Raw genomic sequence first — 14,876 nt, forward strand, 5'->3', positions numbered from 1 at the left:
GACCGGCCAGAACCCGGTCAGACCGGCCAGGACCAGGTCAGAGTCGCCTGACCGGCCAGGACCAGGTCAGACCGGGGCGGGGAAGTGGCCGTCGGCGCGGATCAGTTCCCCGGTGACGTTGCCGTTGGCCGCCGAGCAGAGGAAGACCACCATGTTGGCCACCTCGGTCGCCGTGGTGGTCCGCCCGGTCGCGGCGGCCGCCTCGGCCTTGGCGATGATCTCCGGCGGCATCTGCCGGTCGCCGACCACGAAGCCCGACATGACGAGGTTGGTGAGGATCCCCGAGCGGGCCAGCTCGCGGGACATCGTCCGGGTCAGGCCGTGCAGCCCCGCCTTGGCGGTGGTGTACGGGGAGCTGCCGGGGAGGCCGTCCTCCACCAGCCCGGTGGAGATGTGCGCCACCCGCCCCCAGCCCCGCTCCCGCATGGGCGCCACCACGGCGCGGGTCAGGATGTACTGCCCCAGCAGGTTGGCCTCCAGCGACCGGCGCATCGCCTCGACGGGCGCGGTCTCGAAGAGCTCGCCGGGCGCGGGGAAGCCGGGCCAGGCGACCGCGTTGTTGACCAGCACGTCGACGCCGCCGAACGCGGCCGTCACGCTCGCGGCGGCCTGTTCGACCGAGTCCTGGTCGCCGAGGTCGAACCCGACGGTGACCGCGTCGCCGCCGGCCTTCTCGACCAGCGCGGCGGTCTCCTCGGCGCCGGCTTTGTCGCTGTGGTACCCGACCGCGACCCTGGCGCCCTCGGCGCCGAAGACGACCGCCGTGGCGCGCCCGATGTTGCTCGACGCGCCGGTGACAAGGACGCGCTTGTCCTTCAGTCCCAAGTCCATGATCCACCCTTTCGTTAGCTGGCTAACAGCATTGCCTAGCCAGCTAACGATGTCAACGGAACGCCAGGAAAGCCGAAAAAGGGGCGAGCCCCGGTCGAGATGACCGGGGCTCGCCGTCACAGGGTCCGCCTCACTGGAGGGCGGAGTAGTTGAGCTGGAACGCGGGGTCGGCGAGCGCGTCGCCGTAGGCGTTGCTGCACTGGAACCGCACGGTACGGCGTCCGGAGCCCAGCACGGTGAAGTCGGCGGTCACCGCGCAGCGGGTGTCCGCGGAGCCGACGGGGATCACCGAGACCGTCGCCGCCCCGACCTGCCAGTCCTGGTTCTGGAGCTGCACCTCGAACTTGCCGGTGCCGGTGTGCTGCAGGGTCACCGACCCGGGCACCCCGTAGATGACGTTACGTACGACGTCGGCCGTCAGCGTCACCGGCGGGGTGCTCGCCGGCACCGTCACGAAGGAGGGCGCGGTCAGGTACGCGTGCGACAGCCTGCCCAGGCCCAGCGGGTTGGTCTCCTCGGCGAAGCTGAGGTCGAACGGGGTGTTGAGGACGCCGACCCCGGGGACACCGCGGCAGATGACCCGGATCTTCTCCACCGTCCCGGCGGACTCGGTGGCGGTGGACAGGACCGCGCAGTTCACCGACTGCGCGGAGCCGACGGCCCCGACGTCCAGGGCGTGCGGACGGTCGCCCGCCTGCCTCGGGATCCGGATCTCGTAGTTCCCGGTCGCGGTCCGGGTGGAGGTGATGGTGCCGCTGAGGCTGGAGAACTGCGTGGCGGGCGTCGTCACGGTGCCGATCGGCGCGGTCGACTCCAACTGCATCCGGACGGTGCCGAGCGTGCCCGCGTCGGTGCCACCACGGGTGTAGGACGCGGTGAACGGCCGGTCGGTGAGCGCGCCGCCGAAGTCGTAGCAGTTGACGTTGAACGTGAGGTCGCCCGCGCCGTCTCCGACGGCCAGCGTGGACCGCTGGCAGTTGCCCCAGTCCCCGGCGTGCGCGATCGCGACGCCGGGGACCGATTCACCCAACGAGTATCCGGGGGCTAAACCGGGGAACAGGACCTCGTACTTGCCGGTACCGAAGCGGTACACCGAGATGGCGCCGCCGGCGGTGCCGAACCCCGCGCCGCTCGGGAGCGTGGTCCACCCCGTCGCGTTGATGGTGACCGGGACGTTGACGTAGCCGGCCACGACCGTGGAGGCCGACGCGGGCGCCGTCATCGAGGGCAGGACCAGCGAGCCGACGGACGCGGCCAGGACCCCGAGCGACGCGAGCGCGCGACGTAGAACAGACATGATCTCTCTCCTTTTGTAAGGCTGATTGCCTTTCAAGGAGAGAGTGTGCGGAGCCGGAAATGGGCCGTCAACGCGGACGTCCTGCTCAAGGCACTAATACACACAGACACCGCGAATGACTGCACTCCCGGCCTCCAGTCACCCTGCCGGACGCATTGACAGACCCAGACGACACCCACTCGGACGCGCGGACGGCGCCGCACCCAGGTGGGTACGGCGCCGTCGCCGAGCTCGCCTCAAGGACGCGCGAAGGATGCCTACTTGCGCTTCTCGACCTCGCCGGAGAGCTGCGGGACGATCTGGTTGAGGTCGCCCACCACGCCGAAGTCGGCCAGCTCGAAGATCGGCGCCTCGGGGTCCTTGTTGATCGCCACGATCGTCTTCGCGGTCTGCATGCCGGCCCGGTGCTGGATGGCCCCGGAGATGCCCGCCGCGATGTAGAGCTGCGGCGAGACGGTCTTGCCGGTCTGCCCCACCTGGAACTGGTGGGGGTACCACCCCGCGTCGGTCGCGGCACGCGAGGCGCCGACGGCCGCGCCGAGCGTGTCGGCCAGCTTCTCGATGATCGAGAAGTTCTCTGCCGAGCCGACCCCGCGCCCGCCGGAGACCACGATCGCGGCCTCGGTGAGCTCGGGACGGGCGCCCTTCTCCTGCTTGACGCGCTCGACGACCTTGGCGCCCTTGGCCGCGTCCGACAGCGACACCGTCACCTGCTCCTCGGCCGCCGCTCCCGTGGACGCCTCAAGGGGCGTGGAGTTCGGCCGTACCGTGACGATGGGAGTGCCCTTGACGACCTTGGACCGGACGTTGACGCCGCCGCCGAAGATGGACTGCTCGGCCACGAAGCCGTCGCCCAGGCCCACCGCGTCGGTGATCACGCCGGAGTCGGTCTTGATCGCGAGGCGCCCGGCGATCTCCTTGCTCTCCGGGGTCGCGGCCAGCAGGACCGCGGCCGGCGTGGCGGAGGAGACGAGCTGGGCGAGCAGCTCGGCCTTCGGCGCGACGACGTAGTCGGCGATCTCGGCGGAGTCGGCGACGTACACCTTCTCGGCGCCGTACTCCGCGAGCCTGGCCTTGGCGTCGGCGGAGTAGCCGGGACCGGCCCACACCGCCGACGGCGCGCCCAGCGAGCGGGCCAGCGTCAGCAGCTCCAGGGTGACCTTCTTGACCTCACCGTCGACGTGCTCGACGAGAACCAGAATCTCAGCCATCGGTCCCCCTTAGATGAACTTCTTCGACGCGAGGAAGTCGGCGGCCTTGGTGCCGCCGTCGCCCTCGTCCTTGACGATGGTGCCGGCCGCGCGCGGCGGGGCGACGGAGAACTCCGCCACCTCGCTCCACTTGCCTTCGAGGCCGATCTGGGTGGCGTCGATCTCGGCGTCGGCGACCCCGAAGGTCTGCACCGGCTTCTTCTTCGCGGCCATGATGCCCTTGAAGGACGGGTAGCGCGGGTCGTTGATCTTCTCCACGACGGAGACGACCGCCGGCAGCGTGGCCTCGACCTTGTCGTAGCCGTAGTCGGTGACGCGCTCGACGGTGATGGCGGTCCCGTCGATGTCGACCTTGCGGGCCAGCGTGAGCTGGGGCGTGCCGAGGCGCTCGGCCAGCATGGCGGCGAGCACGCCGGTGCGCGCGTCGGTGGACTCCGAGCCGAGGATGACCAGGTCGAACCCGATCTTCTTCAGCGTCTGGGCCAGGGCGTAGGAGGTGGACAGCGCGTCCGAGCCGTGCAGGGCGTCGTCGATCAGGTGGACGGCCTTGTCGGCGCCCATGGCCAGGGCCTTGCGGATCGTGTCGGAGGCCTTGCTCGGGCCCATGGTGAGGACGGTCACCTCGCCTCCGTGGGCCTCCTTGATCTTCAGCGCCTCTTCGACGGCGTATTCGCACAGCTCGTTGATGACGCCGTCCGCGGCGTCACGGTCGAGCGTGTTGTCCTTGGAACTCAGCTTGCGCTCGGTCGCCGTGTCGGGGACCTGCTTCACGCAGACGACGATGTTCATGGCCGGTGGCCGACCTCCCGTTTCACAGGCGCCGCCACATCGCTGGGGCCGGCGCCGATTCCTCGGCACGTGCGCGCAGGGGTACGCGCACGTCGTACGGACCGCTCCGGTGACCGGCACCGGGAGCCGCCTTCAGACTGTCATGCGCCCTTCGACGCCCTGACAGCGGGTGGGTGAGGACGATCTCCGTGTCGACGGCCTCGTCCCTCCCCCCACATTATGTTACCCGCTAGTAGCTTAGGCGCAAACCCGCAGCGTAAGCTCCCCGCGGCCTTCCTTCCCACCCTACCGAACTTTATTCCAGTAGCGGTCATCAGCTCGCGACGGCGACCATCACCAGCACCACCAGCACCGTCGCCAGGGCCAGCAGCAGCGTGCCCGGGCTGAACACCGCGACCAGCGCCGCGTACAGCCCGACGCTGCCCACCCCGCCCGCCAGGTCGAACACCACCCGCGCCCGCGCCCTGGCCGCGACGCCCAGGCCCGCGTCGACCAGCACCCCGACCCCGTACGCGGCCAGGACCAGCAGCGACATCTCCGGGATGTACTGGCGCACGGCGGCGGCGACCAGGCCGGCGACCACGCCCGTGCCCACCACCCAGCGCTTGCGCACCTTCTCGCGGTGGCGCTCGCGCGCGTCGTCCACGGCGCCGGCCAGGGCCCGCTTGCCGGGCCGCCACTGCTCGGTGGGCGGCTCCGAGAGGTCCGCGGCCCTGCGCCGCGCGTGCGGCACCATCGCCGGGGGGACAGAGGCGCCGAGCCGCACGCAGATCTGCTCCGCCGTGGGCCGGCCCGCGGGTCCGGTCCGCAGGCACTCGTCCAGCAGCGGCATCAGCCACGCGGGCACGTCGGCGAGGTCCGGCTCCTGGTGCACGACGCGGTACGCCACCGCGGGCGCCGGGCCCGTGCCGTACGGCGGCCGTCCCGAGGCGGCGTAGGCCATGGTGGCGCCCCAGGCGAACACGTCGGCCGCCGGGCTCGCCTCCCCGCCCTGCAGCACCTCCGGCGCCAGGTACCCCGGGGTGCCGAGCACGGCGTTGGACGCCGTCACCGCCGCCGAGTCCAGGGCCAGCGCGATGCCGAAGTCGATGAGGTACGGCTCGCCGTCGCTGAGGATGACGTTGGCCGGCTTCAGGTCGCGGTGGACGATGCCGGCGCCGTGGATGGACGCCAGCGCCTCGGCGAGCCCGCGCGCCAGGCGCGTCAGCTCCTCGCCGCGCAGCGGCCCGCCGGTGGCGAGGACGACCCCGAGCGGGCGGCCCTGGACGTACCGCGTGACCAGGTAGGGCCGGGTGCCGGTCAGGGAGGCGTCCAGCACCTCGGCGATGTGCGGCCCGCGCACGCGGCGCATGGTCTCCACCTCGCGGGCCAGCCGGGCGAGCGCGACCTCGTCCGCCGCGACGTGCGGATGCAGCACCTTCACCGCGACGGTGTGACCGTCGGGGTCGAGCGCGAGGTGGACCTCGCCGAAACCGCCCGCCCCCAGCCGGGAGAGCAGGCGGTAGGGCCCGAGCTGACCAGCCGTCGGCACGCTCATGAGACTCCTTCCGGCCACCGCCGACTCCATGGTGCCACTCCGGAGCCCGTCATCCCCGGGACGCTCCGGTGGTCATCGCCCCCAGAACGCGAGGAACCCCAGGCCGAGGTTCTCCATCAGGTCCTTGATCAGCCCGCCGATGAGACCCGTGGCGCTGCTGCGCGCGTGCTCGCTCAGGCTGTCGATCGCCTTGGACGGCGCCTGCCAGGGGACCCACGACGGGGACGCGGAGATCGCGGTCACCACGGCGAAGAACGCCAGCGTGCCGACGATGATCGTCACGATCATGCCCGCCCCGGGGCTGCGGATCACCGCCGTGAGGGTGCGCGCGACCGCCTTGCGCGGCGCGCCGCCGCCCGGCAGCAGGAACAGGCCGCCGACGAACGCGGCCATCCCCCACGCGGCGGCGTCGTTGGTGTGCAGCCCGCCGAGGAAGTGCAGCCCGCCCCAGACGCACAGCGCGAACATCACCGCCAGCGGCGTGACCACGACCGTCATGAGGGCGGCCTTGATCAGCGCCCATGGGGTGCCGAGCACCAGGAGCAGGGGGTCGCTCGCGCTGCCGCCCCGGACCGAGCGGCGCTCGGCGAGATCGCCCCAGAGGTACTCGCCGACGCGCAGGCACAGGACGACGACCACCATGATGATGCCGACCAGCACCGGGAGCATCCGCGCGCCCGCGACCGCCACGGCCAGCAGCAGCAACGCGAGCAGCGGGTGCCCGGCGCGGTACGGCGGCTTGTCGGGCTCGCGCTCGGGAGCGTAGGGCCCGCGTCCCTGGCCGGGCGCGTTCGGGCCGCGTCCCTGCTCGGGGGCGTGCGGCCGGGCGTTGACCGGCGGGGGCGCCGCGCCCTGGGAGGGCCCCATGGGAGGCGGCGGCGGGTATCCGGCGACCCGCTGGTCCACGTACGGCGCCGGAGCGTACGCCCCGGGAGGCCCGTACGGCGCGGGCGGGTAGGCGGGCGGCGGCGCGAACCCCGGGGAGCGCGCGGGCGCGGCGGCCGCGCCCGGCGGCGGGGCGTCGGCGCGGTTGCCGCGCCTGCGTTCGGGCTCGGCGTACCGCACCGGCGGCAGCAGGTCGGAGTAGCTGTCCTCGGAGGCCGGCTTGGTGCGCTTGGTCGGCGCGGACTCGTCCAGGCCGGCCGGCGAGCCGTTCAGCACGTGGGTGCGGTCGGGGACGCCGCCGTTCAGCACGGGGGTGATGTCAGGACCGCCGCCGCCGAGCACGCGCGTGCCGTCGGGGACGCGCCCGTTGCTCTCGGCGGCGTCGAGCCTGCGCGTGCGGCCGTCCAGGACCGGGGACTCCCGGAAGGAGGTCATGCTCGGGTCCAGGGAGCGGGCCATGGCCAGCAGGCCCTGGGCGGTCGGCCGGCCGCCCGGGTTCACGTCGAACGCGGCGCGCAGCCAGCCCCGCAGCCACGCGGGCGCCTGGTCGACGTTGGCCCGGCCCTCCATGATGTTGTAGCAGACCGCCTCGAACGAGCCGGACCCGAACGGCGGCTTGGCCGTGGCGCCGAAGAAGACGGTGGCGGCCAGCGCGTGGACGTCGGCCGCCTGGGTGATCTCGTCGTCCCTGATGATCTCGGGCGCGAGGTAGCCGGGGGTGCCGACGAACATGCCGGTCTGGGTGAGCCGGGTCGCGTTGACCAGGTGGGCGATGCCGAAGTCGATGACCAGCGGGTCGCCGTTGACCAGCATGACGTTGGCCGGCTTGAAGTCGCGGTGGATCACGTCGGCGGCGTGGATCGCGATCAGCGCCTCCGACAGGCCCCGCGCCAGCCGCACGACCTCGTGCCCGGACAGCGGGCCGTCGGCCAGGACGGTCTCCTCCAGGGTGCGCCCGGGCGCGAACCTCGTCACGATGTACGGCGTGACGCCGGTGAGCTCGGCGTCCAGCACCTCGGCGACGCGCGGGCTGCGCACCCGGCGCATGGTCTCGACCTCGCGGGTCAGCCGGTCGCGGGCCTTGAGGTCGGCCGCGACGTGCGGGTGGAGGACCTTGACCGCGACCTCCCTGCCCTCCTGGTCGAGACCGAGGTGGACGACACCCATCCCGCCCTCGCCGAGCCGGCGCAGCAGCCGGTAGGGGCCGAGTCTTTCCAGCGTCTCCGGCACCTTTTCCCCTGTCATCCCGCCTTCCCTCGAAGGCCTTCCAACCGTTCCAGCCAGGTGTCGATGTTCACCGGACTCCAGACTGCCTCCCCGAGCGGCATGATGAGCGTGCTGGCGGCATAAAGTGCCACGATCGTGGCCAGGACCCCGAGGACCGCGGCCACCCCCACCGCCGCGCCCTTGGCCGGGAAGGCCGACGCCATCGTCCTGGTGAGCTGGCGGCCCGGCCCCTCGACCCCGGGCCCGGCACAGATTATCCACAGGGACACCGCGACCCCCCAGCTCAGGGCGGTGCCGACCGGCACCGACCGCACCAGGAAGGTCAGCACAAGGGTCACCGGCACGCCCAGGATCAGCGCGTACGGCACCAGCGCGAGCGTCACGCCGATCGACTTCAGCAGCGGTCCCGGCATCGCGAGGACGCGCAGGACGTCGCCCGCCGACGCGGCGGGCGGGCGGGTGGCGTCGAGCCGGGGCTGGGCCATGTCGGCGGCCCGCAGGAGCACGGCGGCGACCACCACGACGGCGGCCACCAGCACGGGCGCCACGACGGCCGCGGCGACCACGATGACCAGCACCAGCACGCTCGCCACCCCGTACACCGGCGAGCGCCGCAGCGCGCCGCCCGCGAAGCCCGGGGTCGCCTCAGGCGGCAGGTGGACGGTCGGCACGTACGGCGGGGACGGCGCCTGACGGATGTGCGGGGTCATCTCGAAGATGTCCGGGGCCTGCTCGAACAGCGCCTGGTGGTGGTACGGCCTCGGATCGGGCGCGACCGGGGGCTGGCCGGACCGCGGCGGCGTCCCCTGGCCGGACGGCGTGGCCGGGGGCACCGGGGTGGACCGGTAGGCCTTGGCCTGGGCGCCGAGGTCGTTCAGCTCCTCGGGCCTGACCCGCCGGGTGGGCACCTCGCCCTGGTCGGGCTGGGCGGGCTGCCAGGGCTGCGACGGAACGGGCGGCGTGTAGCGGTTCTGCGCCTCGCTCCCCCCTTGGGCGGGGACCTCCGAGCCCGGACGCTGGTAGGGCAGGCCGGCCTTGCGCAGGTCGTCGCCGGTCACGCGCACCGTCGGCCACGGGTCGCCCGGCGCGGGGGCCTGCGGGGCCTCGCCGAGCAGCGAGACGTACTCCTCCTCCGGCGCGCCCGAGGCGGGCCGGACGGGCGGGCGGCCGGTCTGCGGCGGGCCGGTCTGCTGGCCGGTGCGGGCCGCGGGAGGCTGCCCCGTCCACGGCCGGCCAGGAGCGTTCTGCCTCGGCGAGGTGGGCGGGAGGGGCGGGGTCGGGTCGACGCGCGGCGGCTCCGGGCGCGGCATGGAGGTGCCGGTGGCGGGCCCCTCCGACATGTCGGGCACGGTGAGGATCTCGTCGGGCACCCTCGGGCGCGCCTGCCCGGGCCTCGGGGGGACGAGCCGGGAGAGCTGGGCGGCCAGCTCGGCGGCGGAGGGCCGCTTGGCGGGGTCGCGCTGGAAGGCGGCGCGCAGCAGCGGGCGGATGATCGCCGGGGCGGCCTCGACGTTGGCCTTGCCGGCGGTGATGTTGTAGAAGACCATCTCCAGCGTGCCCTTGCCGAACGGCGGCTGGCCGGTCGCGGCCATCAGCATCGTGCCGGCCCAGGCGTGCACGTCGACCTCGGGCCCGGCCTCGTGCCCCTCGATGATCTCGGGGGCCAGGTAGCCGGGGGTGCCGATGAACATGCCGGTCTGCGTGAGGCGGGTGGCGTCGACGGCTTGGGCGATGCCGAAGTCGATAAGCACGGGCTCGCCGTCCAGCATCAGCACGTTGCCGGGCTTGAGGTCGCGGTGGATGACCCCGGCGGCGTGCACCGCGGCGAGGGCCTCGGCCACGCCGTGGGCGAGCCGCAGCAGCCCGGCGACGGTGAGCGGTCCCTCCTGCTTGACCATGTCGTCCAGGGGCTTGCCCGGGACGTATCGGGTCACGATGTAGGGGCGGCTGCCGGTGACGTCGGCGTCGACGACCTCGGCGATGTGCCTGCTGCGCACGCGCCGCATGGTCTCGACCTCGCGCGCGAGCCTGCGGCGCGCGACGTCGTCGCTGGTGACCTCGGCGCGCAGCACCTTGACGGCGACCTGCCTGCCCTGGGAGTCGAGCGCGAGATGGACCACGCCCATGCCGCCTTCACCGAGCCGCCGGAGCAGCCGGTAGGGGCCCAATCGGTCGTCCTGATTCATCTGATCTCCGGCGATGCCCCGGCATGGGTATCCGGTAGGAAGCGCCTTGCTCCAATTGTCACATTTCGCTTACTCTGCGCAATGCCCGCGCCGAAAGCGCTCGCGGGCACATGGGGGCGTGGCTCACGCACCATACTGACTTAAACCCCGCCCATGAGTTGCACCAAGAGGCCACATTCCCGGTAGTACAACGGATGAACCGGCCCCAAGGGTTTCCCATATCCGGAAAGTCTTAGAGTGCGGACGGCTCACTGCGCGAGAGACAGCACTTCAGCGGCCCTCAGACGGGACAGGCTCTCGCCGGCCAGCGCCAACTTGGAGCCCCTGATTCCGCTCCCGATGACGACGTACGGCTGCCGCGCGACCGCCGCGTCCACCAGCACCGGCCACCCGTCGGGCAGGCCGATCGGGGTGATGCCGCCGAACTCCATGCCCGTCATCTCGACGGCGTCCGCCTGCGGGGCGAAGGACGTCTTGCGGGCGTCCAGGTGCCTGCGGATCACCCCGTTGAGGTCGGCCCGCGTCGTGGCGAGCACCATGACGGCCGCGTAGCGGGTCTCGCCGCCGCGCTTGGCCGCCACGATCACGCAGTTGGCCGACTCCTCCAGCCCCACGCCGTACCGCTCGCAGAACGCGGCGGTGTCGGCCAGCGCCGGGTCGATCGGCGCCACCGCGATCTCCTCGGTCATGTCCGCGATCGCGCGGGCCACCGGGACGGCGAGCAGGCCGGGCCGTTCCCCGGCGGGCACCCATTCGAGCGTGCCCAGCTTCATGGGTCACCCCTCCTTCAGTACGCGGTGGTGCAGTTCGGTCACCACCTTACGGGCGGACTCGAAGGCGCCGGCCTGCCAGGCGATCAGATGGGTGAGCCAGTCACCCGCGAAGTAGACGCGCCCGGCCGGCCGTTGCAGCAGCGAGAACCCGTTCATCGACGGCCACCGCACCCAGGCGCCCTCGATGTGCGGCTGCCGCGTCCAGGCCACCGAGGCGCTCGCCAGCAGGTTCGCGCCGTACTTGCGGCCGTGCACCATGCCGCCCTGGGCCAGGGCCCTGCGCAGGCGGTCCCCGTGGGGCAGCGCGGCGTAGGTCTCGGCGTCCGCGCCGGTGTTGTAGTAGCCGACGATCAAACCGCGATCGGTGTGGAAGCCGTAGGAGGGGTACCAGATGTGGCCGAGGTCCAGGTCGGTCTCGGTGGCCCCGCCGTACACGCGGTCCTCGATCTCCCACCAGCGCCGGCCGTACTCAAGGCCGAGCTTGCCCGCCGACAGCGGGACGGGCGTGCCCAGGGCGGCCTGGACGCCCGCGCCGAGGTTGCCGGGGATCCGGGCCAGCAGGTGCGGGGGCAGGGCCGCGACGCAGTAGTCCGCCGTCAGCGGGGCGCCGCCCTCGACCGAGACCTCCACCCCGCCGGGCCGGTTCATGATCCCCGTCACCCGGGTGCCGGTCCTGATGTTGGCCGCGCCGACCTCGCGCGCGAGCGCCCGGACGATGGAGTCCATCCCGCCGACGGGCTGGAACATCGGCATCGCCTGGTCGTAGCCCGCGTCCATGGTCAGCATCCGGCCGAGTCCCTCGCCGAGCACGTCGGAGAGCGCGGGCGGCGGCCCGAGCGCGGTGCCGGGCCCGACGCCGGGGTCGACCCGGTAGCCTCGCCGGTCGCCGCCGGAGTACTCGTAGGACGCGCCGATCTCCCCGAAGCTCGACAGGAAGTCCAGCAGGCGCTCGCGGTCGCCGTCGTCCAGGCGGGCGTCCAGCGCCCCCTCGTCGGTGGCCTTGGCCAGCAGCTCGGAGATGTACCCGTAGGCGTCGGCGCGGGCCGTGCGGGCGCGCACGGGCGCCTTCATGCCCGCGGTGAAGACGTACGCGCTGGCGTTGTTGTTGACGAACACCTCCAGCGGGACGCCCAGCTCGCGGCAGTAGTCCAGGGTGACCATCCACTGCGCGATGCGGGCCGGGCCTGAATTGAAGTACGTGCCGTCCCCGAAGGTCACCCGCTGGACCGCGCCCGCGGCGGCCGGGCCGGGCTCGCCCGCCCCGGCGCGGGCGGGCAGTTCGGTGACCGAGTCGCCGCCGCGCAGGGTCATGCTGCGCCCGCCCACCCGGTCGCGCGCCTCGATGACCGTGCAGTGGTACCCCGCCTTGCCCAGCTCGTACGCCGACGCCAGCCCGGCCACGCCCGCGCCGAGCACGAGCACGGTCGCGGCACGTCCCCCGCGCAGCGAGAAGTCCGACGGCTGGGGCGGGACGTACGGCGCCGGGGCCCGCGTGCCGCCGGTGGCGCCGACGGCGGCGGTCCCCTCGGTGGGGGCCAGCCCGAGCACGCCCATCGCGGCGTACATGGCGCCCGCGCCGCCGGCCGCGCCGATGCCCGCGAGCAGCGCCCGGCGCGTCAGCCCCTCCGCGCGCGGAGTCGATCCCTCTCGTTCCACGCGCTCAGCCGTACACGCCGCTGCCGCAGGCCACCTGGCCGGCGATCATCGCGAAGATCCCGAGCAGGCCCATGATGTCCCGGAAGTCGTCGGTGGTGAACTCGGTGTGCCGAGGGCCCGCCTGCCGGGTGCCGGGGATGAGCGCGCAGCCCGCGGCGATGGCCGTGGAGTTCCACTCGACGCCGAGCGTGAACGGCGGGGCGACCTCGTACGGGCGGAAGTCGCTCAGCCGGTTCAGCGCCCGCGCGGTGGCCTCGCGGATGAGCGCCTGGGCGACGCTGGGCGGCAGCAGCTCGGCGGCGAACCGGTCGATGCCCTTCTTGACCGCGACGGTCTCGACGTCGCCGAGCAGCTCGCGCGCCTCCTCGCAGACCGCCTCGTCGCCGGTCACCAGCGCGACCGGCACCCCGAGGAACCCGGCGAACCCGGCCACCAGCCGCGTCTCCCCGCAGACCTCGCCGTTGAGGTAGACGTTGTGGATCTCCTTGCCCATCCACGTGTGGTTGAGCACCCCGTGCTGGACGCCGGCCCGCGCGTGGTAGCCGGCGAAGCAGGCGGCCTGGAACCCGGCGTCCAGCCCCTGCGCCATGCGCATCGGCTTGCCCGGGCCCCGGATGAGCGAGGCGCGCGCGTCGAGCAGGTCGACGCGGAGGTTCTTGGTCGACCCGTGCGCGTCGTTGACCACCACGGCCGTCGCGCCGCCCTCGAAGGCCCCGGCGACCACGGCGTTGGCGTCCGCGGTCATCAGCTCACAGCCGCGCTCGTAGCCGCGCCCCCCGGCGTGCATCTCCGAGGGGTCGGTGAGCCCGGTCACGCCCTCCATGTCGACCGACGCGTAGACCCTCATCGGCGCCCCCAGCTCTCCACCCGCTCGACGTCCTCCGGTCCCATGAAGCCGAACTCGTCGGCCATGATCTTCTCGATGCCCGCGCGCCACGGTCCGGGGATCTCCTCGACGGCCGGAGGGTAGCACCGCTCCAGCCACCGCGTGGACTCCCGCGTGGCCTGGAGGTACTTCGCTGCACTGGCGAAGGGCGTGTCCTCGATCCCGGGCACGTGCGCGCAGCCGTACTCGATCATCTCCTGACCTCCGTAGGGCGGAGGCTGCTGCCACTTGCGGGCCACCGGCCGGTCGGCGGTGATCGCCGTGCGCATGGGGCGGCGCTCGACGGCGGCCTGGATGAGCTCCTTGTACAGGCACTTGCCGCACCGGCCGCACGGGCCGGCGCCGTCGCCGCGCAGGCACCAGCGGACCTGGTCGCGCAGCTCCGAGCCGAGCGCGACGCGCATCGTCATCGCCTCGCTGATGCCGCCGGCGGGCAGGACGAGCGGCAGCCCGGCCGCCGCGAACAGCCGGCCCCACCGCCCGTGGGGCGACCACATGGGGTTGTCGGGCGTGTACCGGTGGACGTACCGGCCGCCGCCCAGCCAGCGCGAGCCGATCTCGTACCCGAGCGCCAGCCCGCCGAGGTCCATGGCGTCGGCCAGCAGGACGGCGCCGGCCATGACGGCGTGGTGCTCGGGATAGCCGGGGCGCGGGCGGCGCAGCAGGAACTCCAGGTCCGACTCGACGGGGGTCACGTCCCTGCCGGTCTTCGCGGCCAGGCCGGCCAGGACGTCGGAGCGGTAGTGCGTCCACCGGTTCGGCACGCGGGGGTGGCTGACCCGGCGGAAGTGGAGCAGGGGTGCGTCGGGGAGCATCGCGGCCACGGCGGCGGAGTCGGCGCCGCCGCTGTAGGAGATCGCCAGCCGGGTGCCCGACCTGGGGTCGCCGCCCACCGGCCCGGCCTCCACGCCCCACCCGTCGTGCAGGGCGGCGGCCAGTTCGGCGGAGATCGGGCGGTCGAAGAGGACCGCGCGGGTGGTCCATGGCGCGACGACGGTCCAGGCGGCCAGGGCGAGCAAGTCGGGATGGACCGGGGCGCCGTCGGGGGCGGCGGGGCGCGGCAGCCGCACGTGGCAGGTGTCGGTGGCGAGCTCCACCTCCTGCCCGTCGGTGACCGTGCCGACCACGCCCTCGCCGGGGTCCAGGCGCAGCCGCAGCCGCCACACGTCGCCGTCGGCGGTCCAGGTCACCCTCATGAGGAGGGGCCGGGCTCGCGGACGGCGTCGATCGCCTGCCAGAGCAGGACCTCGGCCTGGAGCAGGTGGTCCATCGCCGCGGCCGTCTCGGTGGCGAGCCGGTGCGCGTCCTCGACCCTGGCCGCCAGTGCGGGGCTCGGGGAGCCGCCACCGGCGCCCGCGACCCGCTGGCGGAGCTGGTCGACCTCGCGCCTCAGCGCCGCGACCTCCCTCTTGAGCGCCTGGACCTCCCACAACGAGTCCCGGACGTCCTGCCGGTGGTCGGCCCGCGTGACATAGCGGGCGTCGAACCGGGAGAGGACGGCACGCCGGAGCCGCAGGGGTGCCAGAACGCGCATTACAAACCGCGCCATGACGGGTCACCTTAGCGGGAAAACATGATCTCTCCGAACTCCCGCCAAT

Annotated in this window: 12 protein-coding genes; all 12 read right to left on the minus strand. The window is 73.2% G+C overall.

Annotated features, from left to right (window positions below; all coding sequences use genetic code 11):
• Positions 1 to 66 precede the first annotated feature (66 nt).
• The 12 genes from NYZ98_RS34060 to NYZ98_RS34115 all read right to left on the minus strand — a co-directional run bounded on the left by NYZ98_RS34060 (position 67) and on the right by NYZ98_RS34115 (position 14,827).
• Complete coding sequence (locus NYZ98_RS34060) at positions 67 to 831, minus strand: SDR family NAD(P)-dependent oxidoreductase (RefSeq protein ID WP_262847970.1); 765 nt, start codon at positions 829 to 831, stop codon at positions 67 to 69.
• 130 nt (positions 832 to 961) lie between these two features.
• Positions 962 to 2,128 carry a hypothetical protein gene (locus tag NYZ98_RS34065; protein WP_262847972.1) on the minus strand — a complete coding sequence of 389 codons (1,167 nt, stop codon included), beginning with the start codon at positions 2,126 to 2,128 and terminating at the stop codon, positions 962 to 964.
• Between the two features lie 257 nt (positions 2,129 to 2,385).
• Positions 2,386 to 3,339, minus strand: coding sequence for an electron transfer flavoprotein subunit alpha/FixB family protein (locus NYZ98_RS34070; RefSeq protein WP_262847974.1), 954 nt, complete (start codon positions 3,337 to 3,339; stop codon positions 2,386 to 2,388).
• Between the two features lie 9 nt (positions 3,340 to 3,348).
• On the minus strand, positions 3,349 to 4,128 hold the full coding sequence (locus NYZ98_RS34075; protein ID WP_262847976.1) for an electron transfer flavoprotein subunit beta/FixA family protein: 780 nt from the start codon (positions 4,126 to 4,128) through the stop codon (positions 3,349 to 3,351).
• Positions 4,129 to 4,441: 313 nt separating this feature from the next.
• Complete coding sequence (locus NYZ98_RS34080) at positions 4,442 to 5,665, minus strand: serine/threonine-protein kinase (protein WP_262847978.1); 1,224 nt, start codon at positions 5,663 to 5,665, stop codon at positions 4,442 to 4,444.
• Positions 5,666 to 5,737: 72 nt separating this feature from the next.
• Positions 5,738 to 7,795 (minus strand): serine/threonine-protein kinase, encoded by a 2,058-nt coding sequence (locus NYZ98_RS34085; RefSeq protein WP_262847981.1) that lies wholly within the window; start codon positions 7,793 to 7,795, stop codon positions 5,738 to 5,740.
• Positions 7,792 to 9,963 (minus strand): serine/threonine-protein kinase, encoded by a 2,172-nt coding sequence (locus tag NYZ98_RS34090; RefSeq protein WP_262847983.1) that lies wholly within the window; start codon positions 9,961 to 9,963, stop codon positions 7,792 to 7,794. The genes NYZ98_RS34085 and NYZ98_RS34090 overlap by 4 nt, the downstream gene beginning before the upstream one ends.
• 248 nt (positions 9,964 to 10,211) lie before the next feature.
• A complete protein-coding gene (locus tag NYZ98_RS34095; protein WP_262847985.1) occupies positions 10,212 to 10,736 on the minus strand; it encodes a YbaK/EbsC family protein in 525 nt (174 codons plus the stop codon).
• 3 nt (positions 10,737 to 10,739) lie between these two features.
• On the minus strand, positions 10,740 to 12,392 hold the full coding sequence (locus NYZ98_RS34100) for a flavin monoamine oxidase family protein (RefSeq protein ID WP_262847988.1): 1,653 nt from the start codon (positions 12,390 to 12,392) through the stop codon (positions 10,740 to 10,742).
• 4 nt (positions 12,393 to 12,396) lie between these two features.
• Positions 12,397 to 13,239, minus strand: coding sequence for a M55 family metallopeptidase (locus NYZ98_RS34105; RefSeq protein WP_262847990.1), 843 nt, complete (start codon positions 13,237 to 13,239; stop codon positions 12,397 to 12,399).
• Positions 13,236 to 14,474, minus strand: coding sequence for a DUF6395 domain-containing protein (locus NYZ98_RS34110; RefSeq protein ID WP_262847992.1), 1,239 nt, complete (start codon positions 14,472 to 14,474; stop codon positions 13,236 to 13,238). Before NYZ98_RS34110 ends, NYZ98_RS34105 begins: the two co-directional genes overlap by 4 nt.
• Complete coding sequence (locus NYZ98_RS34115) at positions 14,471 to 14,827, minus strand: hypothetical protein (protein WP_262847994.1); 357 nt, start codon at positions 14,825 to 14,827, stop codon at positions 14,471 to 14,473. Before NYZ98_RS34115 ends, NYZ98_RS34110 begins: the two co-directional genes overlap by 4 nt.
• Between the last annotated feature and the right edge of the window lie 49 nt (positions 14,828 to 14,876).

This window comes from Sphaerisporangium corydalis (genome assembly GCF_025506355.1).
GTDB classification, from domain to species: Bacteria; Actinomycetota; Actinomycetes; order Streptosporangiales; family Streptosporangiaceae; genus Sphaerisporangium; species Sphaerisporangium corydalis.

What these genes read in the sequence shown, in the direction of transcription:
- NYZ98_RS34060 (WP_262847970.1), bottom strand. Translation starts at nt 831, where the DNA reads ATGGACTTGGGACTGAAGGACAAGCGCGTCCTTGTCACCGGCGCGTCG.
- NYZ98_RS34065 (WP_262847972.1), bottom strand. Translation starts at nt 2,128, where the DNA reads ATGTCTGTTCTACGTCGCGCGCTCGCGTCGCTCGGGGTCCTGGCCGCG.
- NYZ98_RS34105 (WP_262847990.1), bottom strand. Translation starts at nt 13,239, where the DNA reads ATGAGGGTCTACGCGTCGGTCGACATGGAGGGCGTGACCGGGCTCACC.
- NYZ98_RS34090 (WP_262847983.1), bottom strand. Translation starts at nt 9,963, where the DNA reads ATGAATCAGGACGACCGATTGGGCCCCTACCGGCTGCTCCGGCGGCTC.
- NYZ98_RS34080 (WP_262847978.1), bottom strand. Translation starts at nt 5,665, where the DNA reads ATGAGCGTGCCGACGGCTGGTCAGCTCGGGCCCTACCGCCTGCTCTCC.
- NYZ98_RS34115 (WP_262847994.1), bottom strand. Translation starts at nt 14,827, where the DNA reads ATGGCGCGGTTTGTAATGCGCGTTCTGGCACCCCTGCGGCTCCGGCGT.
- NYZ98_RS34085 (WP_262847981.1), bottom strand. Translation starts at nt 7,795, where the DNA reads ATGACAGGGGAAAAGGTGCCGGAGACGCTGGAAAGACTCGGCCCCTAC.
- NYZ98_RS34075 (WP_262847976.1), bottom strand. Translation starts at nt 4,128, where the DNA reads ATGAACATCGTCGTCTGCGTGAAGCAGGTCCCCGACACGGCGACCGAG.
- NYZ98_RS34110 (WP_262847992.1), bottom strand. Translation starts at nt 14,474, where the DNA reads ATGAGGGTGACCTGGACCGCCGACGGCGACGTGTGGCGGCTGCGGCTG.
- NYZ98_RS34070 (WP_262847974.1), bottom strand. Translation starts at nt 3,339, where the DNA reads ATGGCTGAGATTCTGGTTCTCGTCGAGCACGTCGACGGTGAGGTCAAG.
- NYZ98_RS34095 (WP_262847985.1), bottom strand. Translation starts at nt 10,736, where the DNA reads ATGAAGCTGGGCACGCTCGAATGGGTGCCCGCCGGGGAACGGCCCGGC.